This window comes from Micromonospora sp. WMMA1996 (assembly GCF_002573675.1).
Lineage (GTDB): Bacteria > Actinomycetota > Actinomycetes > Mycobacteriales > Micromonosporaceae > Micromonospora > Micromonospora sediminicola.
On the sequence record NZ_PDHU01000001.1, the window covers coordinates 968,146 to 992,894 of the forward strand.

Consider the following 24,749-nt stretch of genomic DNA (forward strand, 5'->3'; position numbering starts at 1 on the left):
GGGCGGGGTGGTCACGCGGCCCCTACGGCCGGTCGATCTCGTCGACCGTGGTGTCCGGGTGGTGCAGCTCCCGGTCCGCGGCCGGGTCGGCCGGGCTCGGCGTACGGCCGGAGGTGGCGCGCGGGCCGGTGCGGCCGACGGTGATGGTGCGCGGCGCGGGCCGGGCCGCCCGGGGCAGGTGCACCCGCAGCAGGCCGTGGTCCATCACCGCGTCGATCCGCTCCGGGTCCACCCGGGACGGCAGGTCGACGCGGTATTCGAAGCCGCGGGTGGTGAACCCGCCGGGGATGCCCTGGTCGGCGTTGACCTCGGCCTCCGAGCGGGCGCGTACGCACAGCTCGCGGTCGTCCAGCTCGACGGCCACCTCCTCGGGCGCCACGCCGGGCAGCCGGACGACCACCTCCCAGCCGTCGGCGACCTCGGCCATCTCCACGTCCGGGGTGCCGGAGCGGCCGCCGACCAGGCGGCTCAGCTCGGAGCGCAGTGACTGCAACTCGCCCATCGGGTCCCAGCCCTGCTGGCGTCCCCGCCAGCCCCGCTGTTCCGTCATCGCACGTCTCCGATCCGCTGGGTGGCCGAGGGGGGTCGCAGCGAGCTGGGCGCGTTGAGGTCGTGGTCCGGGTCGACCCCGACGCCGAGCCGGTCGACCAGCTCCCCGCCGAGCCACGCGCTGATGCCGAGGATCGCCACCGCGACCACCTCGATCGCGAACAGCGCGCCGCCGGCCGCCCGTGAGTCCGCGTTGAGCCGGACCGCCCAGACCGCGGCGAAGAGCAGGATCACCGCCACGTTGGCGGCGGCGTGGGTGAGCCCGACCCGCTTCGCGCGGGTGCCGGTGGGCAGGGCCAGCAGGTCGAAGGCGCCGGCCGCCGCGGCCAGCAGGCCGCCGATCAGCCCGACCGTGACGTTCCAGTACGCCACCTCGCCGAGGAAGTCCGGCCCGCCCACGATGTCGATCAGGTCGAAGATCACCGCGGTCACGAAGAGCCCGACCGGGAACATCACCAGCATCGGATGCACGGGATGGCCGAGCACCTTGAGTCGGCTCTCCATCACGGCCTCCATCCGTCGCGTCCGGACACGCGCTGCGATCCGGTCCCTACCCGTCGGCACCGGGGGCAAACCCGGCGTTCGACGCGCTCTCCTAGGCTGACCCTGGCGGATCCCGGCCCGTTGTGGGCCGAAACCGTCATCAAGGTCAACGGACGGGGGAGGAAGACGTGACGACAAGGGAGATCACCAACCCTGAGGAACTGCGCGACCTGCTGGGCGCGCCGATGCCCCGGGCGGTGACGAAGGAACGCCGTACGCTGCACGCCCGCGACCGGGAGTGGCTGGCCGCCTCACCGTTCTGCCTGATCGCCACCGCCGGCGCGGACGGCAGCTGCGACGTCTCGCCGAAGGGCGACCCGCCCGGTTTCGCGCTCGTGCTCGACGACACCACCATCGCCATCCCGGAGCGGCCCGGCAACCGGCGGGCCGACGGCTACCGCAACATCCTGGCCAATCCGCACGTCGGGCTGATCTTCCTGATCCCCGGCCGCACCGACACGCTGCGGATCAACGGCCGGGCCCGGCTGGTCGGCGACGCGCCCTGGTTCGCCGACATGGAGGTCAAGGGCCACCGGCCGGTGCTCGCCGTGGAGGTGGCGGTCGAGCAGATCTTCTACCACTGCGCGAAGGCGTTCCTCCGCTCCGCGCTGTGGCAGCCGGAGACCTGGCAGCCGGACGTGCTGCCGTCCCGGCCCCGGCTGGTCAAGGAGGTGGAGGCGGTGGCGGAGAGTCTGGCCGACCTGGAACGGCACTACGGCCCGGGCTACGCCAGAACCCTCTACACCTGACCCACGCCGCCCGCCCGGGCGGGTCGGTCAGCTGGGTGGCGTGAAACGTGTCGGCACCCCGACGTCCGACAACGCCCGGGCGAGGTGCGGGGCCGTGGTCCGGACGTAGGCCGCGCCGATGTGCGAACCTCCGCGGTAGATGAGGACGTTGCCGAACACCACCGGGCACCGGTCCGTCGGGCAGAGAGCGTCGAACAGGTCGATCATCTTGACCCCGGGCAGCCCGGCCACCGCCTTCCGCTGCATCTGGTAGGACGGGTCCTGGTCGTGGCGCGCGCGGTCGAACGCGCAGGCCGACAGGCGCTTCCGGTTCTTGTCGGCGCACGGCACGGCCGGCCCCGGGTAGGGGTTGTTGGCCATCACGACGATCTTGACCCCCGCGGACTGGAGTTTCTTCCACGACGACCGGACGCCCGCGATCATCGCGTCGACCGTCGGCCCCTTGCCGGCCGCGTCGAGGGCGGTCGCCGCGGACTGGGAGGTGACCACGTAGTCCGGGCGCTCCTGAACCAGCCTGTCGAGCAGCGTCCGGTTCCACTCGATGCAGTCGGCGTTGGGCAGCCCGGACCCGTCGCCCTTCATGACCTGGGCGCTGGTGAACGCACAACCCGCCTTGGCGTTGACCACCACCTTCCAGTCGTTCTGCTCGGCGAGCACCTGGAACGCCGGCAGCCACTGGTCCATCTTCGAGTCACCCACCAGGGCGACGGTGGTCGCCCCGTTCGGGTTGCCGTAGGTGCAGGACAGGACCTCGGCGCCGAGGACCTCCTGGAAGCACTTGTCCTTCTTGGTGTCGGGCACGTCCAGAAAACCCTGCCGGATCCGCAGCGGATCCGGCGTGATGACATCGAACTGCTCCGGGACCGGACCGATCGGGGCGATGCCGGGGGTGGTCGACAGCAACGCGGCACCCGGCGCGTACCGGTTCTTGGTCGGCGTCGCCGCGGCCGCCCACGCGCCGATCAGGAGCAGGGCGAGGCCGGCGCAGATCCCGGCCAGGGTGAAGTTGCCGCCGAGACTCAGCGCGAGACGCGGCGAGGTGGAGATCTTGCGCGAGTAGCGGAGGGGGTTCTCCACCAGTCGGAAGGTGAGCCAGGCGGGCACGACCGACGCGGCCGCCACCAGCAGGCCCCGGGTCAACGACAGGTTCCCCCAGTAGGCCTCGGCCACGACGAGCATCGGCCAGTGCCACAGGTAGAGCGAGTACGACAGGTCACCGACCCACCGGAACGGACTCGTGCCGAGGAGCAGGACCGGACCACGCGAGCCCGCCGCCGCACCCGCCGCGATCACCGCCGCCGCGCCGAGCGTGGGCAGCGCGGCCGCGTACCCGGGCCATGCCGTCTTCGCCGTCACCAGCAGCGCCGCCGCCACGATCGCGGCGAGCCCGAGCCATCCCAGGACGAGCGCCGCCGCCCGCGGCATCCGCGCTGCCCGGACCGCGATCAGCGCGATGCCCGCACCGACGGCGAGTTCCCACAGCCGGGTCGTGGAGACGAAGAACGCACGCGCCGGGGAGTTCGCCGTCTCCAGGATCGACCAGACGAACGACGGCACCGCCAGGACCGCGAGACCGACCCAGAGGACCGGACGCACGTTCGACCGCCGGAGCGTGCGCGCCGCGAGGATCGCCAGCACGATCAGCAACGGCCAGAGCAGGTAGAACTGCTCCTCGACGGCCAGCGACCAGAAGTGCTGCACCGGCGAGGTCACGGCGTTGTCGGCGGCGAGGTAGTCGACGGCGCGGTCGGCGAAGCGCCAGTTGACCACGTATACCGCCGCGGCGGCGATGTCGCCGCCGATGACCTGCCAGTCGCTACGGGGCACGAACAGCCACACCGCCGCCGCGGTGGCCGCGAGCACCACCGTCGCGGCGGGCAGGATCCGCTTCGCCCGCCGTGCGTAGAAACCGATCAGGGAGAGCCGGCCGGTCCGCTCGATCTCGTTGACGATCTGCCCGGTGATGAGGAAGCCGGAGATCACGAAGAAGACGTCCACGCCGACGAAGCCGCCGGGGAGGAACGACCACCCGGCGTGGTAGAGCAGCACCAGCCCGACCGCCACGGCACGGAGCCCGGCGACGTCCGCCCGGAAGCGGCTGGGCGTCGACTCCCGCCGCGGCTCGTGTCCGGACGCCGCGCCCGCTCTGGGGGCCGGGACACCAGACCCCTCGAGGGGGAGACCTTCCCGTGCGGCAACTCTCGTCAACTCCGGGGAAGTCATCGCGGTCCTCAAAAGTCTCAGGGCACTGGCCAGGGAACGATAGCGGCTCGTCAGGTGAGCGGGCAATTGTGGTCGATCCGCGTCGGCGGCCCCGTCGAGACATTCGGCGGGCGTCCGGTTAGGCCTGATCTGCGGGGGTACCGATCCCGGTGCAGACGACGGGACGCAAAGGAGTGGTCATGACCAGGAAGGTCGAGAAGTCCATCGACGTCGACGTGCCGGTCACCACCGCGTACAACCAGTGGACCCAGTTCGAGGAGTTTCCCCGGTTCATGGGTGGCGTGCGCGAGGTGCGCCAGCTGGACGACCGGCGGACGCACTGGATCGCCGAGATCGCGGGCGTGCAACGCGAGTGGGACGCCACCATCGTCGAGCAGGTGCCGGACCGGACGGTGGCCTGGGCGGCCACCGACGGCACCACCAACGCGGGCACGGTCCGCTTCGCGCCGCTCGACACCGAACGCACCCAGGTCCACCTGCTCCTGGAGTACGAGCCGGAGGGGCTGGTCGAGCAGGCCGGCGAGCGGTTGCACCTGGTGGACCGGCAGGCCGAGTCCGACCTGGCGCGGTTCAAGGAGTACATCGAGGGCCGGCAGGTGGAGTCCGGCGGGTGGCGCGGCACGATCGCTCCGGGCGGCCTCCCCGACCCGTCCGAGGAGGCCGACCTGCCCGATCCGGCGGCGCGGCACCGTGCGGACACCGACGAGGAACCGCCGCCGCCGGAGACCGAGCCCGAGGAGGCGACGGCTCGGATCCCGGCCTCGCGGGGCGCCGACAGCCCGCGATAGACCTTTCTTCCTCCCTGCCGGAGTGGGCCCGGCGGACCGGCCGCGTGGCCGTGCCCGCCGGGCCCGCTTCGTTCCGCGTATTCACGCTTGCCGCTCCCGCCGCGGGCGGCGAGACTCCGGGGCGTGGATCTCGACCGGATCGTCGCCGCCCTGGACCGCCTGTTCGAACTCGACACGGCGCCGCCGGACACCGCGATGGCCCGCCACCTGCCCCGCGTCCACGAGGAGGTCGGCACCGACTGGCGGGGCTTCGTCGAGCCCAGGTTCGCCGAGCGTTTCAACGGGTTGATGCGGCGCGGACGGCCCGACGTCGGAACCGTGTACGGCGCCTGCTTCCCGTCGGCCGAGGTGCTCGACGCCTGGCTGGCCGTGGCCGAGCCGGGTGACCTGCTGGTCACCCACCACCCCATCGACGTCCGCAACGGCTCCCCGGAGGACGACACCTGGGCGGAGGGCTTCGTACCCATCGACCCGGCGCGGCTGCGGGCCGTGGCCGAACGAGGGCTCTCCCTGTATTCCTGCCACGCGCCGATGGACGTCTCGCTGCGGGTCGGGACGGCCGCCGCCGTGGTGGAGGCGCTGGACGGCACCGTCGTCGACCGGTTCTGGCCGTACGGCGACGGCCACGCCGGGCTGGTGGCCGACGTCCCACCGGTCAGCTCCGCCGCGCTCGTGCGGCGGGCGCGGGAGCTGTTCGGCGTGACCGCCGTCGAGGTGGAGGGCGCCACCCGGGACGTCGTGACCCGGGTGGCGGTGGTCGGCGGCATCGGCGACCACGTCGAGCAGATGGCGCTCGCCGAACGACTCGGCGCGCAGGCGTACCTCACCGGCGAGCTGCACGTCCGGATCGAGGGCGAGTACGGGCGGAGCAAGTTCGCCGCCGTCCGGGCCTTCGCCGCCACCACCGGCATGACCCTGATCGGGGTCTCCCACGCGGCCAGCGAGCACCTGGTCGTCGAGACCCAGTTGCGTCGCTGGTTCGCCGAGGAGCTCGGGCTCACCCTGCACCCGATCCGGGAACCGCGCTGGTGGCGGTGACCGGTCACCGGCGGCCGGCGAGCACCGCCTCCGCGTACTCCCAGAGCCGGTCGGCGGCGGCCGGGTCGACGGCGTGGGCCGCCACCCCGCCGGTCGCCTCCGGACCGCCGGCGACCACGTCGGCCTCCTGGTTGTCGTCGAAGTAACGACCGGTGACGCCCTCGACCAGCGGCGACGCGGCGAGCAGCACGGACGTCGCCGCCCCCTGGGCGGTCGTCTTGTAGTAGGGCTGCTCGATGCGGTTGCCCGCCTCGTCCATCGCCCCGAAGGCGCGCAGCGTCTCGTCGTCCATGTGGCGCTGGAGGTTCGTGGTGATGAAGCCCGGGTTCAACGCGTTGGCGGTGATCCCGTCGCCACCCCACCGGCGGGCGATACCCACCGCGAGCAGGACCTCGGCGGTCTTCGACCGGCCGTACGCGGCCCAGGTGTCGTACGGCTGCCGCTCGAACTGCGGGTCGTCGAAGTCGAACGCCTCCCGCAGGTGCGCGCCGGAGCTGACCAGCACCACCCGGGCCGACCCGGCCGCCCGCAGGTGCGGGTGCAGGCCCCGGACGAGCGCGAAGTGGCCCAGGTAGTTGGTGGCCAACTGGAGTTCCCACCCCTCGGCGGTGAGCTGCCGGGCGGGAATCGCCATCACGCCCGCATTGGCGACCAGCGCGTGCAGCGGGCCGTCCCAGCCGGCGAGGAACGCGTCCACCGAGGTCAGGTCCGCCAGGTCGAGCGCGGCGGCGTGGACGCGGCCGGCGAACTCCGCCACCAGCGGCTCCGCCCGGGCCGGAGCACGGGTGGCGACCGTGACCTCCGCGCCCGCGCCGGCGAGCGCCCGGACCGTCTCGGTGCCGATACCGGAGGCTCCGCCCGTGACGATCATGCGGCGGCCGGTCAGGTCGACGCCGTCGAGGATCTCGGCCGCCGTGGTGCGGGCCGTGAACGGGGTGCTCAGTCGGAAGGTCTCTGTCATGACCTCCACGCTAGGGGCGGGACCGCTGGACTGTCCGTACTCTGGAATCCGCCACTCTTTAGCGGGCGTCCAGGGAGGGAGGTCGCGTGGATCCGCTGGACGACGTGCTCGCGCTGCTCGACACGACGAGCCACGTCTCGGCCGCCCTGTCCGCCGGCGGGCGCTGGGCGGTGCGCTTCGACCCGCCGACCGGGGTCAAGTTCAACGCCGTACGGCGCGGACGCTGCCTGCTGCGGGTGGACGCCGCGCCGGAGCCGGTGCCGCTCGACGAGGGCGACTGCTTCCTGCTGACCCGGCCGGTCGGCTACACCCTGGCCAGCGACCCCGACGTGCCGGCCGAACCGGCCGGACCGATCTTCCGGGCGGCGGCCGACGGGCCGGCCCGGGCCGGCTCCGGCGACGAGGTCCTGCTGGTCGGCGGCGCGTTCTCCTTCACCGACCGTTCCCGTGACCTGCTGCTGGACGGCCTTCCACCGGTCATCCACGTGCCCGCGACGACGAAGGAGGCGGAAACCGTCAGGTGGGCGGTCGGGGAGATCGACGCCGAACTCCGCCAGGGTCGCCCCGGCGGACGGCTGGTCGCCGAACACCTCGCGCTGGTCATGCTGATCCGGATCCTGCGCCTGCACCTCGACCGGGGAACCCCGTCCGGCTGGCTGGCCGGTCTGACCGACCCCGTGGTGGCCCCGGCCCTGCGGGCGATGCACGCCCACCCGGAACGGCCGTGGACCGTGGCGGCGGTGGCCCGCTCCGCCACCGTGTCCCGCTCGACCCTGGCCGCCCGGTTCAAGCAGGTGGTCGGGTGCGGCCCGCTGGAATACCTCACCGGGTGGCGGATCGAGCTGGCCGCCGACCGGCTCCGCCGCTCCGAGGACACCGTGGCCACCATCGCCCGCGCCGTCGGGTACGGCTCGGAGAGCGCGCTGAGCGTGGCGTTCAAGCGGGTCACCGGGCTCTCGCCCCGGGCGTACCGGAACCGGACGGCCTGACGCCCGCCGACGATCTCCCGCGCTACCTGGTCTGCTCCAGGGCAGCCCGGGCCGCGTCGACGAAGGAGTCCCGGCGCCTCGCCCGTTCCTCGATCGCGGTACGTCGCCACGGCCCGTGGACGTCAGCCGGCGCAACGCCGTCCGACTCCGCGGCGGCCTCGCCGACCAGCCGCCGCTGTTCACGGGACTCGCCGTTGATGCTCGCGGTGACCAGCTCCGCCTCCCGGGCGACCTCCTCCGGCCCTTCGAGCAGGACGATGTTGTACGCCTCGTCGAGACCCCGCAGCGCCTGGTACGTCTCCCCGTGGCCCGCCCCACTCTCCTGCCGCCAGTTCCGGTCGAGACTGCGGTACGCCTGGTCGCACGCGCCGAGGAACCCGACGTACGCGTCCCGGCGCCGCTGCGCCCTCTCCGTCGCCCGCTGCTCCGCCCGCTCCTCCCGACCCCCGGTGAGATGGCTCGTGACCTGGCGACGGGCGGCCCACGCACCGATCACCCCGGTCATGCCGGCGGCGGCCAGAGTGGACATGGAGGTGATCAGCGCTACGGCGACCGTGTCCTGCACGCCATCCATGATCGCCCATCGGGCGGGCACGGGCAGGCCTCCGGCCCTCGCCGGCGCGGCGGTCAGCCTGATCGGCTAACCCTGTAGGTCTGCTTGTGGCGTCCAACCGTGGCGACGGTCCGCGGGCGGGGGCCAGATCGGGACGAACGCGTCCTCCGGCCAGTCCGGCAGCACCGTGCGACTGAGGGACATGAACACCGGACCGTGCGGGGTGTCGACACGCCAGTTCTCCCACTGGTCCAGATCGTGCGACGCGAACCGGGCCAGCAACCGCACCAGCTCCCGGACCTCCGCGTCGGTCAGCGGCCCGCCCGGATCCACGCTCTCCATGCGGCCACGATCCCAGACCACGCCGACCGGCGTCGATACGGTCGATCCGGCTGCCCTCGCCGCCGGCCCGGCCCGCAACCGGGCAGAAGCCTCCTGCACTGACCATGATCCGACCCGTCGGGAGTACGGAATGAGCCTCGACATCGCGGTCACGGCCGCTGACCCGGCCACCAGCGGCCCTGTTAGCTTCGCTGGCATGACTGAGCAGATCACCGCCGGGCAGTTCCACGAGGCCGACGGTGTCGAGGACTGGCGGTCCCTCTACCACCTGGTCTCGGCCCACTTCCGGACCGGTTCGCTGGCCGACGGCGTTGCGCTCGTCGACGAGATCGGTCAGCTCGCCGGCGAGACCGAGCAGCAATACCTGAGTATCGACCTGCGCCCCACCGGCGTCACCGTGTCCCTGTCCCGGCGCGACATCGGGCTGGCCCGCCGGATCTCGGCCGCCGCCAGGGCACTGGACATCCCCGCCGACCCGACCGCCGTGCAGCTCATCAACGTCACCCTCGACGTACTCGTCAGCGCGAACGTGCTGCCGTTCTGGCGGGCGCTGCTCGGTTACCGCCAGATCGGCGACGACTACCTGGCCGACCCGGCACGCCGCGGCCCAGGCATCGGGGTGCAGAAGATGGACGAGGCGCGTCCACAACGCAACCGCATGCACCTCGATGTCGCCGTCCCGCACGAACAAGCCGAGGCCCGCGTCGCCGCCGCCCTGGCCGCGGGCGGCCACCTCGTCTCCGACGCGCACGCGCCGAAGTGGTGGATCCTCGCCGACGCCGAGGGCAACGAGGCATGCGTCGCCACCTGGGTCGGCCGCGAGTAGCGCCGTCCCGATCACACTTCCAGCCCCGACACCACCGGTCCACAGCCTTGACGAGCCCGCTGTCGACCTTGAGAAACGGCGAAGCCCAGGCCAATGACCTGGGGTTCTGCACCGAGCCGCCTGACGGAATCGAAGCGTCGCCCTACGCATTACGAGATCAAGATGGGCAACCCGACGAGCTGCGCGGATGGGCTCCTAGCAGCGGAAATGCCTCTCGGCACCTCTCATCACTCCCCCACCGTCCATCGGCCTCTTGCGGACCAGATGCGGACTGCACGTCCCTGAGCCGTCGTGATCGAATACGCGGCTATGGGGTTGGATGAGTGCCTGACGGAGTTGCTGGTCCAGCTCGGGGATCACGGCCTGGTCGCCATCGTCAAGATGGACGGCGAGCGCGAACGCGGGCGCTGGACCGTTCTGGTTTCGGGCAAGCCGCTGGGCGGGGAATTCGTGCGGTGGGACGGCGACGACTTGGACACCGGGCTATCCAGGGTGATGGCCAAACTTCAGGAGCGGTTTCCGGGACTGCTCAACTGAGCTACGGCCTGGAGGTCAGAAGAAGATCAGGGATGGCTGGTCGGGTGACTGCGCCCTGGTCAGCCTGTCCGTCATTGTCGGCCACTGTCCGGGTCGGCGGGCGGGCTTGGCTGTACAGATGGCTGTATGGCCGGGTCCTGGGCCATAGGGCAACCAGCGCTAGATGCGCGACGGCCAGACCGCTACCGTCCTCGACGTGAACATGGCGGAATTCTGGCAGTTCCTGGAGCGGTCAGCCGCGGAGACGACCGACCCGGCCCAAAGGCTCGACTGGTTGGCATACCGACTTAGCCACGTCTCTCTTGACCACATCGCGGACTTCCAGCTCCACCTAGAGGCTGCACGTCGCCCGATCGACACCTACGCCATGTGGGGCGCGGCCAACCAGATCATGGACGGCCTCTGTAGCAGCGACGCGTTCTGGTACTTCCAACCATGGCTCATCGGCCAGGGGCAGCGCTGGTGGCATCACGCCGCCCAAAACCCCGACAACCTCGCCGACCTGCCCGCCGTTCGTGCGCTCGCCGGCAGCAGCCCCCGTGAATGGCCCAACGCGGAATGGCCGCACTGGGAAGAACTCGCCTACGTGGCACCCCGCGCCTACGACCACATCACCGGGCGTGAAGACAGCCTCGAAGAAGCGCTGGATGCCCGGGGCCACCGCACGTACTCCGACCCGGAACCAACCGATCAACCCTGGAACAGCGACAGCCTCGCCCAGATCGAACAACGTCTGCCGCGCCTCGCGCGCATGTTCCCCCGCCAGCAATACGTGAAGCCCTGATCGGCGGGTGCTGGGCTGGGCAGAAGCGATAGTGCGGATCTCCTCGTCGGGCAGGCGGCATCTCTGAGGAGGGCCGGGGTTCGGGGCAGCGCCCCGAGGTCTTCAACGTCTGGCAATCCCGAAGCGTGGCCGGCCGGCCCGGCCGATGCCGGCCGGAGGTCGCCAGCAGGCCGGGGCCGGGCCGGCGCGGCCCGCTTTGCGGGCCGCCTTGATCCGATAAAGCGGAATTCCGCAACGCAACGTAGGTACTGCGTGTCCTCCGTCGGCTGACGTGCGACACGCCAGGCGATCTGCGACATGCGCGAGTGGCAGCAGATCTGGATACCCAATCGCGGGCGCTGGCCGTGGCGTCAAGCGACGCAAAACTCGTTGCCCTCGGGGTCCTGCATGACGACGTGACCGAGCACGTCGCCGTACCACTCCTCCCGGATTACCGTCGCGCCGGCGGATACCAACGCGGGGACCTTCTGCTGGATCAGTCGTGCCCGCTCGGCCATGTCCCAGGGGCCTGGACCGGCCACCCGGAGGTCGATATGCATGCGGTTCTTGCTGGACTTGCCCTCGGGCACCTTCAGGAAGCTCATGGCAGGGCCTTGGCCGTCCGGGTCGACGATGGAGGCGTTGTCGGGCTCGTCGAAGCCAGGTTCCTTGACATAGCCGAGGGCGAGCGCCCAGAAGGCAGCTATCCGCTGCGGATCGTCGGCATCGCATCCCAAGGTCCAAAGAGTCGCCATGACGCCAAGGTACGGGGGCCCGCGACTGGCTGTCATCGGCGAGATCCCCTGCTCCCCGGTCTGCCCCACGCGTCCGCCAGGCGATCGAGCGACTAGCTCCGACGGCGTGAGCCGCCCGCACGATGAGCTTGCGAGCATCCTCGCGTAGCCGCCTCCATCCAGAGTTTCTCCATGGCTTTGACGTACGCCGCGGCTTCCTCGTCGCGATGGACGTGTACGCGGGCCTGTTCGGTGACGACCTGGACGCCGTCCCCAACCGGCCAGCAGTCGCGGCGCGGGATGCGGACCATCTGCGGACCGGCACGCCCGGCGGCGGTCTCGTGGACCTTGAGAAACGGCGAAGCCCAGGCCGATGACCTGGGCTTCTGTACCGAGCCGCCTGACGGAATCGAACCGTCGACCTACGCATTACGAGTGCGTCGCTCTAGCCGACTGAGCTAAGGCGGCAACGATCGTCAAGTGTACGGCACGCCCCGCCGGAAGCCGAACGGGATACCCCCGCACCAGAACCGGACATCGGGCACATCTGCCCGAGTACGGGAGAGACTTCCCGTCCGGACCGGACTACCCTGCGGCGGGTGAGCGAGGACCACGAACCACCCCGACCGTCCCCCGCGGCGCACCCGGGCGAGCGGGCCTCCCGCCGGCCGCTGAGCATGGACCCCCGGGAGCTGGGCTTCACCCCGCGCCCACCGGTCCCCTGGCTCGCGCCGCTGCTGCTGATCAGCACCGGCCTGCGGACGCTGCTCGCCATGCTGTTCGGCGCGTACCTGGACAAGCGTGAGCTGCAGAACGCCTTCGGCGACGACACGTTCCGGCAGGTCGGGCCGGACGGCGGGCTCTGGCTCGACTACGTGGCCGACCTGGGGGACGGCTTCGACGCCACCTACTCGATCGCGTACCTGGTGGCGCAGCCGGAGCTGACGGTGGACGGGCACCGGCTGCCCCGCGCGCAGACGCTGGTGATGGGCGGCGACCAGGTCTACCCGTCGGCGGGCTACGAGGCGTACGAGGACCGGTGCAAGGGTCCCTACCAGGCGGCGTTGCCGGTCGCCCCGCCGGAGCGGCCGACGCTCTTCGCGGTGCCGGGCAACCACGACTGGTACGACGGACTCACCGCGTTCCTACGGCTGTTCGTGCGCTCCCGGGACCGGCACTTCGCCGGCTGGGGCACCGGCCAGTCCCGCTCGTACTTCGCCGTGGAACTGCCGGCGGACTGGTGGCTGCTCGGCCTGGACGACCAGTCCGGGTCGTACCTGGACGATCCGCAGCTCACCTACTTCGACCAGGTCGCCCGCAAGCTCACCCCGCGGTCCAAGGTGATCCTGGCGGTGCCGGCGCCGACGTGGGTCAAGGCCGTCGACCACCCCAACGCGTACGACTCGATCGACTACTTCATCCGGACCATCGTCGCGCCCACCGGGGCGCAGGTACGGGTGCTGGTCTCCGGCGACCTGCACCACTACGCCCGCTACGCCGGCCCGGAGCGGCAGCTCATCACCTGCGGTGGCGGCGGCGCCTACCTCTACCCCACCCACCACCTGCCGGAGCGGTTGGAGGTGCCGCCGCGCGACACGCTCACCCGGCGCGCCAGCCGCACCCGCGAGTACGACCTGGCCGCCCGCTACCCGGACCGGGCCCGTTCCCGGCGGTACGGCTGGGGCATCTTCGGCCGGTTGCCGTTCCGGAACCCGGGCTTCACCACGCTGCTCGGCACGGTGCACACGCTGCTCATGCTGGCGATGGCCGGGGTGGCCGCGCAGCGGGCCGACTCCACCGCGCAGCGGCTGTTCAGCGTGCCGTTGGTGGCGATGCTGGTGGTGACCTTGCTGGGTGCGGCGTTCTTCGCCAAGCCGCCCAGCGCGGGCGGGAAACGGCACGCCCGGCACTGGATCCTCGGCGTGACACACGGGGTGGCGCAGGTGGCGCTGGCGGCCGGTGGCACCTGGGTCTGGCTGCACCTGCCGTTCTACGACTGGCCGTGGCCGTGGCCGGCGGTCGCCGCGGTCGTCCTCTACGGTCCGGCAAGTGGGCTGGTCGCCAGCCAGGTCGTGGCGCTCTACCTGCTGGTGGCGGGCGCGTTCGGGGTCAACCTGAACGAGTTGTTCGCCGCCCAGGGCATCGAGGACTCGAAGGCGTTCCTCCGGTTCCGGATCGACCCGGACGGCAGCTTGACCATCTACCCGATCGCGCTGGACCGGGTGGCCCACGCCTGGCAGCTCAACCCGGACGACTCCCCCACCGCCCCCTGGCTGACCCCGAAGACCCCCCTGACCCCTCGCCTGGCCGAACCCCCCGTCACCCTCCGCTGACCAAGCGCGTTGATCATGAGGTTGGCGGCACGGAAAGCGATCAACTTTGCCGCCAACTTCATGGTCAACACCTAGGAGGAGGGGGTGTTGTAGTGCTGGTCGTGGGCCTGGCGGGGGGCGCAGACGGAGGCGCGGCTGCACTGGCAGCGGGAGCCGTCGGCGTCCAGCCGGACCGTCACCGCGTCCCGCGGGACGCTGTGGCCGACCACCTTGCCCTCACCCTCGGGGGTGGAGACGCGGCTGCCGACCGCCGGGGCGGACTCCTGGAACCGCTGGTAGAGCGGGTGCTCGTACTTCAGGCAGCACATCAGCCGCCCGCACGCGCCGGAGATCCGCAACGGGTTGAGCGGCAGGTCCTGGTCCTTCGCCATCCGGATCGTCACCGGCTCGAAGTCGGTGAGGAAGGTGGCGCAGCACAGGTCGCGCCCGCAGGAGCCGATGCCGCCCTGCACCCGCGCGGAGTCGCGGGCGGAGAGCTGCCGCAGCTCGACCCGGCAGTGCAGCGTCGCGCCCAGGTCGCGCACCAGCGAGCGGAAGTCCACCCGGTGCGGCGCGGTGAAGTAGATCGTGGTGCGGTCGCTGCCGTTCTCCGGCGTGGCGAGCACGTGGTCGACGGCGACCACCTTCATCGGCAGGCCGTGCTCGCGGATCAGCCGCTTGGCGGCCACCTTGGCCTCGGCCTTGCGCCGGCGCAGCAGCTCGTCGCGGCGCATGTCGTCGTCGCCGGCCAGCCCGGCCAGCTTGGGGAAACCCTCGGTGTCCTCGGTGACCCACTGCGCGGCCCAGACGCACTCGGCCACCTCGGGCCCCTCGTCGGTGGGCACCAGCACCCGGTCGCCCACCTGTGGGCGCAGCTCGCCCGGGTCCAGGTAGTAGAGGCGCCCGTACCGGTTGAAGCTGACCGCGCAGAGCATGCCCATGCGCCCCACCCTACGCGGAGGTACGCCGACCGGTCGCCGTCCGGTCACCCGGCGCAGCGATCCATCCCGATCGACCCGACCGAAACGCCTCCCGCGCCTCGCCCGGACGGCTGAATCCTGGGCCGGGTGCGGGACAAACCCCGGCCGACCGCGTTGAGTGAAGGCATACCTGCGGGGGGTGCAGGGGAAGGCCACGGCGTCGCCGCCGGTGCCCGGCCACGGCCGGATCGGCGCGCGACGCCGTGGACCGTCAGTAGCCGATCCGGGTGGTGCCGCCGTAGCGCGGCGCGGTGGCGGCCCGGTCCCGCCACGTCGTCTCGGCCAGGCTCGGCCCCCACTGGCGCAGCAGCGTCTCGGCGCCGTCGTAGGCCACACCGAGCACCGAGAGCACACGGGTGGCGATCTCCGCCGCCGCCGACGCCCCGACCCGGCCCGCCTCGCCGCCCGGCCGACCGGCCGCGTGCACGGTGACCGCCTCGGCCGAACCCAGCACCTCGGCGAGCACCCGGGCCAGGGCGGCCCGGCTGCTCTCCACCCAGCCGGCCAGCGCGTCGGCGTAGCCCGCGGTGGACTCCAGCCGCCCGACCAGGCTCTCCGGCCCCTCGTCGAGGTGCCGCAGCAGTGCGCCACGGGCCTCGTCGTAGGCCGCGGCGGCCGACCCGGACCAGGCGACCTGGTCGGTGAGCAGGGCGCAGGTGTCGTCGTAGCCCCGGACGAGCCGGCGCACGGCGTGGCCGGCGCCGGTCAGCGGCGCGGGGTGCAGGTCGAGGAACTCGCGCACGGCCGCACCGGGGAGGACCTGCATCCGGCGCAGCAACGGCCAGAGCCGGTGCCCCTCGGGCGCGCCGGCGGCGAGCAGCGCGTCGACCCGGGCGAGCAGGTCGAGGCCCGGCTCTGCCAGGCGGTCGACTGCGTCCATCAGGCCTCCCGGGCCAGCCGGCGGGCCACCGCGTCGTCGGCCGCCGCGTAACGGTCGGCGGCACTGCGCAGGGCGGCCGCGGCGGCGGCCAGCCGGTTGGCGGCGGCCTGGGCCTCGCGCGCCCGGTCGGCGGTGGCGGCGGTCCACTGCCGGTGCAGCGCGCGCCCCACCTCACCGGGCCGGCCGGCGGCGTGGGCGCCGAACGCGGGGTGTGGCGGGTCGGTGGCGGTCACCGTGCGGGCCAGCGTGGCGAGGGTCGCGCCGGCCTCGTCGAGGCGGGCGGCGAGCGCGCGAAGCGTCTCCATGTCAGGCTCCCGCCAGCGGCCGGTAGGCCGCGAAGGTCTCGTTGTGCAGCTTCTCCCGGGCCCACTGCGCCGCGTCGGCGGCGGCGGTCACCGCGGCCTGCACCGAGCCGGCCACGTCGCGCGGGCTGCGCTGGTGCAGCGGCCCGAGGAAGCGCACGTCGGTGATCCGCCCCCCAGCGGTCACCACCACCTCGACGAGCCCGTCGGGTGAGCGGACGGTGACCTCGACCGTGGCCACCGCCTGGTCGAACTCGGCCTGCAGGGTCTCGATGCGGCGGTAGCGCCGCACCGCCTCCTCGACCCAGGCCTCGTCGATCTCCCCCCGCGGCATCGGCGGACTCCTCCCGGCCGGTCGGCGGCGCCGGCCCCCGGCGTCGCCCTTACTGAGCGTGCCGCCTTCGTCACCACGGCATCACCGGACCGTACCGCACGTCAATCGCGCCTGTCGATGCCCTGTGGACAGGCCCGGGGTGGGGTGGGGTCAGCCCCGCCAGAGGGACAGCATCATCGCCTCCACCGCGATCCGCGGCTTGACGTTCGCCTCGATCGCCGCCCGGCACTCGAGCACCGCCTCCAGGCGGCGCAGCGCGCCCTCGGCCTCCCACTTCTGCGCACCGGCCCCGGCCAGCGCCGCGGTGTCGGTGTGCACCGGGGCGACCGGCGCCCGCAGCGCCATGGTGAGCGCGTCCCGGTAGAACCCGGCGAGGTCGACGAGCGCCCGGTCCAGCGCGTCCCGCTGGGCCCGGGTGGCCCGCGACTTCTGCCGCTTCTCCAGGTCCTTGAGCTGGCCGGCGGCCCCCCGCATGGCGCCGGCGGCGCCCCGGCCGGTGCCGCCCGCGCCGAGCGCGGTCTGCAACGCCGCCCGCTCTGCCTCGTCGGCCTCCGCGACCGAGGCGGCGGCCTCCGCCTCGGCGGCCTCGATCAGCGCCGAGGCCGCGTCGAACGCGGCGCCCACGCCGGTGAGCCGGCGCGGCACCGCGAGCACGGCGTCCCGCCGCTGCCGCGCCTCCGGGTCACGGGCCAACCGCCGGGCCCGGCCCACGTGCCCCTGCGCCGCCGCCGCGGCCCACTCCGCGACGTCCGGCGCGATGCCGTCCCGGCGGACCAGCACCTCGGCCACCGCGCCGGCGTGCGGCTGGCGCAGCGGCACGACCCGGCACCGGGAGCGGATGGTCACGGAGACGTCGTCCGGGTGGGTCGAGGGGGCGCAGAGCAGGAAGACGGTACGCGGTGGCGGCTCCTCGACCGCCTTGAGCAGCGCGTTGCCGGCGGCCTCGGTCAGCCGGTCGGCGTCCTCGATGATGACGACCTGCCACCGGCCGCCGGACGGCGTGCTCGCCGCCCGCAGCACCAGCGCGCGCATCTCGCCGACGCCGATGGAGAGCCCCTCGGGCACCACCAGCCGGACGTCGGCGTGCGTGCCGGCCAACGTGGTGTGGCAGCCCGGGCAGCGACCGCATCCGGTGCCGTGGACGCACTGGAGGGCGGCGGCGAAGGCGCGGGCGGCCACCGACCGGCCGGACCCGGGCGGCCCGGTGAAGATCCAGGCGTGGGTCATCCCGGCGCCCGGGTCGGCGGCGGGGGGAGCCACCGGGCCGTCCGCGCCGGGCTCGTCGAACTCCTCGGCGAGCGCGTCGAGGTCGTCGTGCCCCTCGGGGTCCCCGGCGCCGGCCGGTGCGCCCGCGTGGGCCGCGACGGGCGCGGCGGCACGCAGCAGCGCGGCGGCCGAGGCGGCGGCCCGCCGGAGCGTCGCCACCGCCTCGTCCTGCCCGACCAGGTCGCCGAAGACGTCCGTCATCGGCGGGTCTGCTCCATCGTCACCAGCTCCGCGTCGGATAACTCGGGCTGGACCGAGGTGTCCGGGCCCTGCGCCGGGCGCGGGTGCACGATCGCGGCCGGATCGACCAGGAACTCGTCCACCCGCCGGGCGACCGCGTCGGCGATCTCCTCGACCGGCCGGGAGGCGTCCAGCACCAGGTAGCGCTTCGGGTCGCCGGCGGCCAGGTCGAGGAAGGCGTAGCGGACGCGCTCGTGGAACGCCAGCGACTCGGCCTCCAGCCGGTCGGCGCCCTCGTTGCGGGACTCCACCCGGCCCAGACCGGTGCGCGGGTCGACGTCGAGCAGGACCACCAGGTCGGGCTTGAGGCCGCCGGTGGCCCAGGAGGAGAGCCAGGAGACCTCGTCGACCGGCAGCGTCCGGCCGGCGCCCTGGTAGGCCAGGGACGAGTCGACGTAGCGGTCGCTGACCACCACCGCGCCGCGGACCAGCGCCGGGCGGACCACGGTGGCCACGTGGTGGGCGCGGTCGGCGGCGTAGAGCAGCGCCTCGGCGCGCGGCGACGGCGCGTCGTCGTGGGTGGTGCCCAGCACCAGCGAACGGATCCGTTCGCCGACCCCGGTGGCGCCCGGCTCGCGGGTGACCACCACGTCCCGGCCCTGGCCGCGCAGCCGCTCGGCGAGCGCCGCGAGCTGGGTCGACTTGCCGGCACCCTCGCCACCCTCGAAGACCACGAACAGGCCGCTGGAGACGAACGGCTCGGCCGGCATCAGCGGGCGGCCCCGGATCGAGCCCCAGAGGTCGGCGAGGACCGGTACGCCCTTCTTGTCGTCCATCTGCCCGAACGCGCTGATCCCGGCGAAGATGCCGGCCGCGCCGGCGGCGAGCAGCAGCAGCCGGGTCGACGAGATGGAGATGCCCAGGTCGGCGATGGTGAGCTGGCGGGAGCCGCCGACGCCGACCAGGAGGCTGCTCAGCGCGATGGCCAGGATCAGCACCAGCCGGGTGCCGATCTGCACCACCGCGAAGACCCGGCCGCGCACCTCGTCGGCGACCTCGCCGCCGAGCAGCGTCGTGCCGGCCAGGAACGCCATGCCGGCGCCGGCGCCGACCAGGATCGCGCCGACGATCGCCATGGACAGGTGGATGGCGAACGCGAGCACCAGCACGGACGCGCTGGCCAGCACGATGCTCATGCCGAACCAGCGGCGGCGGGACATGTCCCGCACGATCATCGGGCCGAGCCCGATGCCGAGCGCCAGACCGACGAAGATCGCGCCGAAGAGCAGCGAGAACGCGGCGTCGCCGGCGCCGAGCGAGTTGGCGAAGAACTTGGCCGTGCCGACCACGATGCCGCCGCCGGCGAAGGCGCCGAAGATGCCGAGCACCAGGCCCCGCACCAGCGGCGTCTGGCCGATGAACTTCCAGCCCTCGGCGAACTGGCGGAACATGCTCTGCTCGGCGCGCTCCCCCTCGCCGCGCTGGGCCTCGCTGATCTCCTTGATCCCGAACGCCACCACGAGCGCGGTGGCCAGCCGGGAGAAGGCGTTGAACCAGAGCGCGAGCTGGGCCGGCTCGGCCCAGTCGGGCAGGTCACCACCGACCGCCCCGCGTACGCCCCGGTCGAGCACGGCCAGCGCGACGGCGGCGGCCACCGGGGTCAGCCCGTACGTGGTGATCAGCGTGAGCTGGTTGGCCGCCTCCAGCCGGGTACGCGGGATCAGGTTGGGGACCGCCGCCTCCTTGGCCGGGATCCACATCAGGGTGATCGACTCGATCAGGAAGGTGGCGATCAGCGCCCAGCCGACCACCAGGCCGCCGGCCGCGCCGGTGAGCGCGTAGAGCGGGATCGAGGCGAAGAGCACGAAGCGCAGCAGATCGCAGATGACCATCGTCCACCGCCGGTCGAACCGGTCGGCGAAGACGCCCGCCACCGGGCCGAGCACCAGCGCCGGCAGCAGCCGGATGGCGGTCACGCCGCCGAAGGCCGCGCCCTGGGCGGTGCTGCCGGACACCTGCGAGGCGGCGAAGAGCGCGGTGGCGAGCAGGCCGAGCCAGTCGCCGAAGGAGGCCGCGCTGAGCACGATCCACAGCCGGCGGAACGGCCGGATGCGCAGCACCGAGCGGATGGCGGCGATCCCGGAGCGGTCGGCCTGTGTGCCGGGCGACGACACGCCGGGCGACTCGCCGTTCTTCTGGCTTTCGATGGCCGTACCTCCACGTGCCGGCCCAGATGTGGGCATCCCCGGTGGAACACTCTAGTCGCGCAGAGGGCGTCGCCCCCCGCGACATTCACCTGCTCGCCGAGCCTAGGCCGCCGGGACCACCGCCCGCAGCCCGGACAGACGCGAGGGTATTTCGCATTGCCGTCCAGACAGTTAGCGTGCAGACGTGGCCATCGACCGTGCCGAACTTCGCGATCGTCTCGACCGGGCGACCGCCCACCTCGACCCGCCGTACGCGGTGGTCGATCTCTCCGCGTTCGATGCCAACGCCGACGCGCTGGTCGGCCGGGCCGGCGGCAAGCCGCTGCGGGTGGCAAGCAAGTCCGTGCGGGTCCGCGAGCTGCTGACCCGGGCGCTCGCACGCCCCGGCTGGCACGGTGTGATGGCCTTCACCCTGCCCGAGGCGGTCTGGCTCGCCCGGACCGGCGTCAGCGACGACGTGCTGGTGGCGTACCCGACCGCCCACCGGGCGGCGCTCGCGGAGCTGGCCGCCGACCCGGCCCTCGCCGACGCGGTGACGCTGATGGTCGACGACGCCGGGCAGCTCGACCTGATCGACCGGGTCTGCCCGCCCGGGCGCCGCCCCGCCCTGCGGATCTGCCTCGACCTCGACGCCTCCTGGCGACCGCTGCGGGGTCGGGTCCACGTCGGCGTGCGCCGCTCCCCGGTGCACAGCGCCGGGGCGGCCGGCACGCTCGCCGCCGCCGTCGCCGGCCGGCCGGGCTTCCGGCTGGTCGGCCTGATGTCGTACGAGGCGCAGATCGCCGGCCTCGGCGACGCCCCGCCCGGGAAGGCGGTGCTCGGCTCGGCGATCCGGGTCGCCCAGCGCGGGTCGTACCGGGAACTGCTGGCCCGCCGGTCGGCGGCGGTCGCCGCGGTCCGCGAGCACGCCGACCTGGAGTTCGTCAACGGCGGCGGCACCGGCAGCGTGGCCGCCACCAGCGCGGACCCGGCGGTCACCGAGGTCACCGCCGGCTCGGGCCTGTACGGGCCGACGCTGTTCGACGCGTACCGTGCCTGGCGGCCGACCCCCGCGGCGTTCTTCGCCTGCGCGGTGGTCCGCCGGCCGACGCCGGGGATCGCCACCGTGCTCGGCGGCGGTTGGATCGCCTCCGGCCCGGCGGCGGACAGCCGGCTGCCCCGGCCCTGGCTGCCGGCCGGGTTGACGCTGCTCGGCGCCGAGGGTGCGGGCGAGGTGCAGACCCCGCTGGCCGGGGACGCCGCGAGCGACCTGCGGGTCGGCGACCGGGTGTGGTTCCGGCACGCGAAGGCCGGCGAGGTGTGCGAGCACGTCAACGAGGTGCACCTGGTCGAGGGCGACGCGGTGGTCGCGACCGTGCCCACCTACCGGGGTGAGGGGCGGGCCTTCCTCTGACCGGGCCGGGACGTGACGACGGCGGGGCCCGGCGCACTCGCAGAACCCGCCGCTCGGCGTGCCGCTCAACCCTGGTGGACGACCCCCGTCGGAGCGTCGACCTGCCGGTGCAGGTATTCCCGGATGAGCGCCTTCGCCTCGACCAGCACCCGCTCGTCGCCGTCGGTGCGCCGGCGGAACGCCAGCTTGATCAGGGCGTCCGCGGCCTCCACCGCGACCTCCAGGTGGAACCGCAGGTCGGGCACGCCGGCCAGACCGAACCGTTCGGTGAGCACGCGGGCGAGCTGCTCCGCGATGACGCCGTTGTTGTCCCGCTGGTCGTCCAGCAGGTGCAGGTCGACCACGTCGCCGAAGTGCAGGGTACGGAAACCGGGGACGGTGCGGTGCATCGAGATGTACTCGTCGATCGCCGCGTCGACGCCGTCCCACCAGTGGGTCAGGTCGTCGGAGGCGAACCGCTCGTCGAGCCGCTGGAGGTAGGACTCCATGGTGCGCAGCGTCAACGCCTGCACGATCGCCCGCTTGTCCGGAAAGAACTGGTAGACCGACCCGATCGCCACCTCGGCACGCTCGGCGAGCAGGGTCGTGGTCAGCCCCTCGTACCCCACCTCGTCGACGAGCTCGGCGCAGGCGTCCAGCATCCGCTGGACCCGCGCGACACTTCGACCCTGCACCGGTACCCGACGCAGCGGCCCGGTCGTGGCGGCTGGTGTGGACACTCGGCGCCACCCCCCTTCGACGGATGAACATATCTGCACGTCACGAGTCTGTGACTACCGGTACAACGAGCCGGGCTCGATTGCGGTATTTACCAGGCACAACGTTCCTGATATGAATTCAGTTCATATTCATGTCGAGGAGTGGCCGTCATGACCGGTACCCCCGTCGCCTGGTCCAACTGGGCCGGCAACCAGCACAGCACGGCGCTCCTCACCACGCGTCCGCGGACGGTCGACGACGTCGCCGAGGCGGTCCGCCAGGCCGGCGCCGCCGGCCGGACGGTCCGGGCGATCGGCAGCGGCCACTCCTTCACCGCCACCGCCGTGGCCGACGGTCACCGGCTCGACCTCGCCGACCTGGAGACCGACGTCACCGTCGACGTGGCGCGCCGCCTGGTCACCGTACCGGCCGGGATGACGCTGCACACCCTCAACGACCTGCTCGCCGGGCACGGGCTGGCCATGCCCAACCTCGGCGACATCGACGCCCAGACCATCGCCGGCGCGCTCTCCACCGGCACCCACGGCACCGGCGGCAGGCTCGGTTGCCTCTCCACCTTCGTGACCGCGCTGACGCTGGTCACCGGCACCGGTGAGGTGCTGCGCTGCTCGGCCGACGAGCACCGCGACGTGTTCGACGCCGCCCGGGTCGGGCTCGGCGCGGTCGGCGTGCTGGTCGAGGTCACGCTGCGCTGCGTGGACGCCTTCGTGCTGCGCGCGCACGAGCGGCCGGCCCCGCTCGCCGAGGTGCTCGCCGACCTCCCGGGCCTGCACGAGCGGCACGACCACGCCGAGTTCTACTGGTTCCCCTACACCGACCGGGTGCAGGTCAAGGCCAACGACCGGGTACCCGCCGACGACCGGCCGCTGCCCCGCTGGCGCGGCTGGCTGGACGACGAGTTCCTGTCCAACACCGTCTTCGCCGGCGCCTGCCGGCTCGGCCGCGCCGTGCCCGCTCTCGCGCCCCGGATCAGCGCCGTCTCCGCCCGCGCGCTCACCGAACGCATCTACACCGGCCGCTCCGACCACGTCTTCTGCACCCCGCGCCGGGTCCGCTTCGTGGAGATGGAGTACGGGCTGCCCCGCGACGCGCTGCCCACCGCGCTGACCGAGCTGCGCCGGATCGTGGACCGGATGCCGTTCAAGGTGCTGTTCCCGGTCGAGGTGCGGTTCACCGCCGCCGACGACATCTGGCTGTCCCACTCCTACGGCCGGGACTCCGCGTACATCGCCGTGCACCAGTACGTGGGGATGCCGTACGAGCCGTACTTCCGCGCGTTCGAGCAGGTGGCGACCGAGCTGGGTGGGCGACCGCACTGGGGCAAGCTGCACTGGCGGAACGCGGAGTCCCTGGCCACCGCCTACCCGAAGTTCGCCGCGTTCCAGTCCCTCCGCACCCGCCTGGACCCCCACAACCTCTTCACGAACCCCTACCTGCGCCAGGTCCTCGGCTCCTGACCAGATCTTGGAAGCGGAGGGCCCTCCAGGGGGCGTTCATCTTCCAAGATCTGCTCCGGTCGTCATCCCGGCCACCCGGCGGCCCTCAGTGCGGCGCGGAGTTGGGCGACAACTGCTGTCGGATCGGCGCGCAGGGCCCACGAGGGGAAGCGGAGCACGCGGTCGCCCTCGACCCACAGATCGTTCTGCCGCCGCATGTCCGCCCAGGCGTGCGCCGGATCCAGATGCTGCCCGCCGTCCACCTCGACGTGCACCCGCCACTGCTCGAAGTATGCGTCGAGGTAGCGCCGGCGGCCGGAGGAGTCGCGACGGATCACCTGGCGCGTCGGTTCGGGCAGGCCGGCATCGCGTACGAGACCGAGCAGGTCCAGTTCGCCGAGGGAGTGTGCACCGCCGGCCGCATCGGTGGCGGTGGACAGGATCAGACGCCGGCGACGGATCCTGGGCATCCGCTCCACCACCTCGTGCAGGTCGTCACCACCCACCAGCCGCTGCTGAAAGGCGGCCGCGACGATCGTGCGGGCCTGCGTGTCGGTCGACGCCCACTGCGCCGCGTCGACCACCGATCGGGCCGCCGCCGTTCGGGGCGGCGCCGCGACCGGCACCACATCGGTGTCGGGCAGATGGGTCGCCCGGTGCGCCAGGACACCGGTCGGCAGCGGGGATCGACGGGTCGTGGCGGGCAGGAGCAGGTGGACCACCTGGTCCGGGAACCCACGCAGGCCGCCCGCCTGAGCAGCCGTCATGCCGCCCAGGAGCGCTGCGGGGCCGGCCGCCAGCACCGCGATCCACCGGAGCTGGGCGGGACCGACCGGACCGTTGTGCGCGACGAGAATCGCGCGATGCGCCTGCCGCCACCGGCCGGTCGTCACCCGGTGACGGATCGCCCTACGGGTGAAGTGCGCCCGTGCCTGCTGGAGGCTGAGCACGTCCTCCTGCCGGAAGAGCAGCCAGGTCAATTCGTCCGCGTCATCCGACGGCAGCGCCCGCCGCATCCCCGCCCAGGAGTTCCCCACCTACCCACGGTGCCCCCCGACGCCACTCCCTCGCCGCCCCTGTGGACAGTCACGAGATCTTGGAAGCAAAGGGCCCCCATAGAGGCCGTTTCCTTCCAAGATCTCGG

Annotated in this window: 24 protein-coding genes, 1 tRNA gene and 1 pseudogene; 10 read left to right on the plus strand and 16 right to left on the minus strand. The window is 72.9% G+C overall.

The window, feature by feature from the left end:
• Nucleotides 1–22 precede the first annotated feature (22 nt).
• Complete coding sequence (locus COO58_RS04735) at nucleotides 23–550, minus strand: Hsp20/alpha crystallin family protein (RefSeq protein WP_091583413.1); 528 nt, start codon at nucleotides 548–550, stop codon at nucleotides 23–25.
• A complete protein-coding gene (locus tag COO58_RS04740; protein WP_091584301.1) occupies nucleotides 547–1,053 on the minus strand; it encodes a DUF2231 domain-containing protein in 507 nt (168 codons plus the stop codon). Before COO58_RS04740 ends, COO58_RS04735 begins: the two co-directional genes overlap by 4 nt.
• 167 nt (nucleotides 1,054–1,220) lie before the next feature.
• Between COO58_RS04740 and COO58_RS04745 the strand changes: the two genes are divergently transcribed.
• Nucleotides 1,221–1,841, plus strand: a complete 621-nt coding sequence (locus COO58_RS04745; protein WP_091583417.1) for a pyridoxamine 5'-phosphate oxidase family protein — start codon at nucleotides 1,221–1,223, stop codon at nucleotides 1,839–1,841.
• Nucleotides 1,842–1,868: 27 nt separating this feature from the next.
• On the opposite strand, the gene COO58_RS04750 is transcribed toward COO58_RS04745, so the two are convergent.
• Complete coding sequence (locus COO58_RS04750; protein ID WP_091583422.1) at nucleotides 1,869–4,064, minus strand: acyltransferase family protein; 2,196 nt, start codon at nucleotides 4,062–4,064, stop codon at nucleotides 1,869–1,871.
• A gap of 179 nt (nucleotides 4,065–4,243) precedes the next feature.
• Here COO58_RS04750 and COO58_RS04755 point away from each other — a divergent pair.
• Together COO58_RS04755 and COO58_RS04760 are read left to right on the plus strand one after the other, a co-directional pair.
• Nucleotides 4,244–4,690 (plus strand): annotated as a pseudogene (locus COO58_RS04755) (SRPBCC family protein); the annotation flags it as partial.
• A gap of 285 nt (nucleotides 4,691–4,975) precedes the next feature.
• Nucleotides 4,976–5,890: a Nif3-like dinuclear metal center hexameric protein gene (locus COO58_RS04760; RefSeq protein ID WP_098743979.1), complete on the plus strand. Its 915-nt coding sequence runs from the start codon at nucleotides 4,976–4,978 to the stop codon at nucleotides 5,888–5,890.
• Nucleotides 5,891–5,894: 4 nt separating this feature from the next.
• Here COO58_RS04760 and COO58_RS04765 read toward each other — a convergent pair whose 3' ends face one another.
• Nucleotides 5,895–6,851 (minus strand): SDR family NAD(P)-dependent oxidoreductase, encoded by a 957-nt coding sequence (locus tag COO58_RS04765; RefSeq protein ID WP_098746100.1) that lies wholly within the window; start codon nucleotides 6,849–6,851, stop codon nucleotides 5,895–5,897.
• An 86-nt stretch (nucleotides 6,852–6,937) separates the two neighbouring features.
• Here COO58_RS04765 and COO58_RS04770 point away from each other — a divergent pair, with 86 nt between their 5' ends.
• Complete coding sequence (locus tag COO58_RS04770) at nucleotides 6,938–7,840, plus strand: AraC family transcriptional regulator (RefSeq protein ID WP_091583434.1); 903 nt, start codon at nucleotides 6,938–6,940, stop codon at nucleotides 7,838–7,840.
• 22 nt (nucleotides 7,841–7,862) lie between these two features.
• On the opposite strand, the gene COO58_RS04775 is transcribed toward COO58_RS04770, so the two are convergent.
• Together COO58_RS04775 and COO58_RS04780 are read right to left on the minus strand one after the other, a co-directional pair.
• Nucleotides 7,863–8,405: a hypothetical protein gene (locus tag COO58_RS04775; protein WP_141561856.1), complete on the minus strand. Its 543-nt coding sequence runs from the start codon at nucleotides 8,403–8,405 to the stop codon at nucleotides 7,863–7,865.
• Between the two features lie 75 nt (nucleotides 8,406–8,480).
• Complete coding sequence (locus tag COO58_RS04780) at nucleotides 8,481–8,735, minus strand: hypothetical protein (RefSeq protein WP_098743982.1); 255 nt, start codon at nucleotides 8,733–8,735, stop codon at nucleotides 8,481–8,483.
• 196 nt (nucleotides 8,736–8,931) lie between these two features.
• Here COO58_RS04780 and COO58_RS04785 point away from each other — a divergent pair, with 196 nt between their 5' ends.
• From COO58_RS04785 to COO58_RS04795, 3 genes are all read left to right on the plus strand, one after another.
• Entirely contained in the window at nucleotides 8,932–9,561 is a 630-nt protein-coding gene (locus COO58_RS04785; RefSeq protein ID WP_098743984.1) for a VOC family protein, read from the plus strand.
• 291 nt (nucleotides 9,562–9,852) lie between these two features.
• Nucleotides 9,853–10,098, plus strand: coding sequence for a hypothetical protein (locus COO58_RS04790; protein ID WP_245666930.1), 246 nt, complete (start codon nucleotides 9,853–9,855; stop codon nucleotides 10,096–10,098).
• A 163-nt stretch (nucleotides 10,099–10,261) separates the two neighbouring features.
• Nucleotides 10,262–10,882 carry a DUF4240 domain-containing protein gene (locus COO58_RS04795; protein WP_098743985.1) on the plus strand — a complete coding sequence of 207 codons (621 nt, stop codon included), beginning with the start codon at nucleotides 10,262–10,264 and terminating at the stop codon, nucleotides 10,880–10,882.
• A gap of 350 nt (nucleotides 10,883–11,232) precedes the next feature.
• On the opposite strand, the gene COO58_RS04800 is transcribed toward COO58_RS04795, so the two are convergent.
• Nucleotides 11,233–11,616, minus strand: coding sequence for a VOC family protein (locus tag COO58_RS04800; protein ID WP_091584312.1), 384 nt, complete (start codon nucleotides 11,614–11,616; stop codon nucleotides 11,233–11,235).
• Between the two features lie 373 nt (nucleotides 11,617–11,989).
• Nucleotides 11,990–12,063 (minus strand) — tRNA-Thr (locus tag COO58_RS04805).
• Nucleotides 12,064–12,194: 131 nt separating this feature from the next.
• Here COO58_RS04805 and COO58_RS04810 point away from each other — a divergent pair.
• Complete coding sequence (locus tag COO58_RS04810; protein WP_098743987.1) at nucleotides 12,195–13,928, plus strand: metallophosphoesterase; 1,734 nt, start codon at nucleotides 12,195–12,197, stop codon at nucleotides 13,926–13,928.
• 71 nt (nucleotides 13,929–13,999) lie between these two features.
• On the opposite strand, the gene COO58_RS04815 is transcribed toward COO58_RS04810, so the two are convergent.
• The 6 genes from COO58_RS04815 to tmk all read right to left on the minus strand — a co-directional run bounded on the left by COO58_RS04815 (nucleotide 14,000) and on the right by tmk (nucleotide 19,933).
• Nucleotides 14,000–14,848 carry a regulatory iron-sulfur-containing complex subunit RicT gene (locus COO58_RS04815; RefSeq protein ID WP_091583521.1) on the minus strand — a complete coding sequence of 283 codons (849 nt, stop codon included), beginning with the start codon at nucleotides 14,846–14,848 and terminating at the stop codon, nucleotides 14,000–14,002.
• A gap of 250 nt (nucleotides 14,849–15,098) precedes the next feature.
• Nucleotides 15,099–15,767 (minus strand): hypothetical protein, encoded by a 669-nt coding sequence (locus tag COO58_RS04820; protein WP_098743988.1) that lies wholly within the window; start codon nucleotides 15,765–15,767, stop codon nucleotides 15,099–15,101.
• Nucleotides 15,767–16,072 (minus strand): hypothetical protein, encoded by a 306-nt coding sequence (locus tag COO58_RS30445; protein ID WP_091583528.1) that lies wholly within the window; start codon nucleotides 16,070–16,072, stop codon nucleotides 15,767–15,769. The genes COO58_RS04820 and COO58_RS30445 overlap by 1 nt, the downstream gene beginning before the upstream one ends.
• A gap of 1 nt (nucleotide 16,073) precedes the next feature.
• Nucleotides 16,074–16,403, minus strand: coding sequence for a YbaB/EbfC family nucleoid-associated protein (locus tag COO58_RS04830; protein WP_091583532.1), 330 nt, complete (start codon nucleotides 16,401–16,403; stop codon nucleotides 16,074–16,076).
• Between the two features lie 150 nt (nucleotides 16,404–16,553).
• Nucleotides 16,554–17,870: a DNA polymerase III subunit delta' gene (locus tag COO58_RS04835; protein WP_091583537.1), complete on the minus strand. Its 1,317-nt coding sequence runs from the start codon at nucleotides 17,868–17,870 to the stop codon at nucleotides 16,554–16,556.
• The gene (gene tmk / locus COO58_RS04840) at nucleotides 17,867–19,933 is read right to left on the minus strand and encodes a dTMP kinase (protein WP_245667013.1); all 2,067 of its coding nucleotides are present in this window, start codon (nucleotides 19,931–19,933) and stop codon (nucleotides 17,867–17,869) included. The genes COO58_RS04835 and tmk overlap by 4 nt, the downstream gene beginning before the upstream one ends.
• Before the next feature lie 307 nt (nucleotides 19,934–20,240).
• Between tmk and COO58_RS04845 the strand changes: the two genes are divergently transcribed.
• Nucleotides 20,241–21,449: an amino acid deaminase/aldolase gene (locus tag COO58_RS04845; RefSeq protein WP_091583541.1), complete on the plus strand. Its 1,209-nt coding sequence runs from the start codon at nucleotides 20,241–20,243 to the stop codon at nucleotides 21,447–21,449.
• 65 nt (nucleotides 21,450–21,514) lie between these two features.
• On the opposite strand, the gene COO58_RS04850 is transcribed toward COO58_RS04845, so the two are convergent.
• On the minus strand, nucleotides 21,515–22,090 hold the full coding sequence (locus COO58_RS04850) for a TetR family transcriptional regulator (protein ID WP_091583544.1): 576 nt from the start codon (nucleotides 22,088–22,090) through the stop codon (nucleotides 21,515–21,517).
• 219 nt (nucleotides 22,091–22,309) lie between these two features.
• Here COO58_RS04850 and COO58_RS04855 point away from each other — a divergent pair, with 219 nt between their 5' ends.
• On the plus strand, nucleotides 22,310–23,626 hold the full coding sequence (locus COO58_RS04855) for a D-arabinono-1,4-lactone oxidase (protein WP_369700169.1): 1,317 nt from the start codon (nucleotides 22,310–22,312) through the stop codon (nucleotides 23,624–23,626).
• Between the two features lie 62 nt (nucleotides 23,627–23,688).
• Here the strand turns inward: COO58_RS04855 and COO58_RS04860 are convergent, their stop codons facing one another.
• Nucleotides 23,689–24,642 (minus strand): DUF559 domain-containing protein, encoded by a 954-nt coding sequence (locus COO58_RS04860; RefSeq protein WP_255292521.1) that lies wholly within the window; start codon nucleotides 24,640–24,642, stop codon nucleotides 23,689–23,691.
• Nucleotides 24,643–24,749 lie beyond the last annotated feature (107 nt).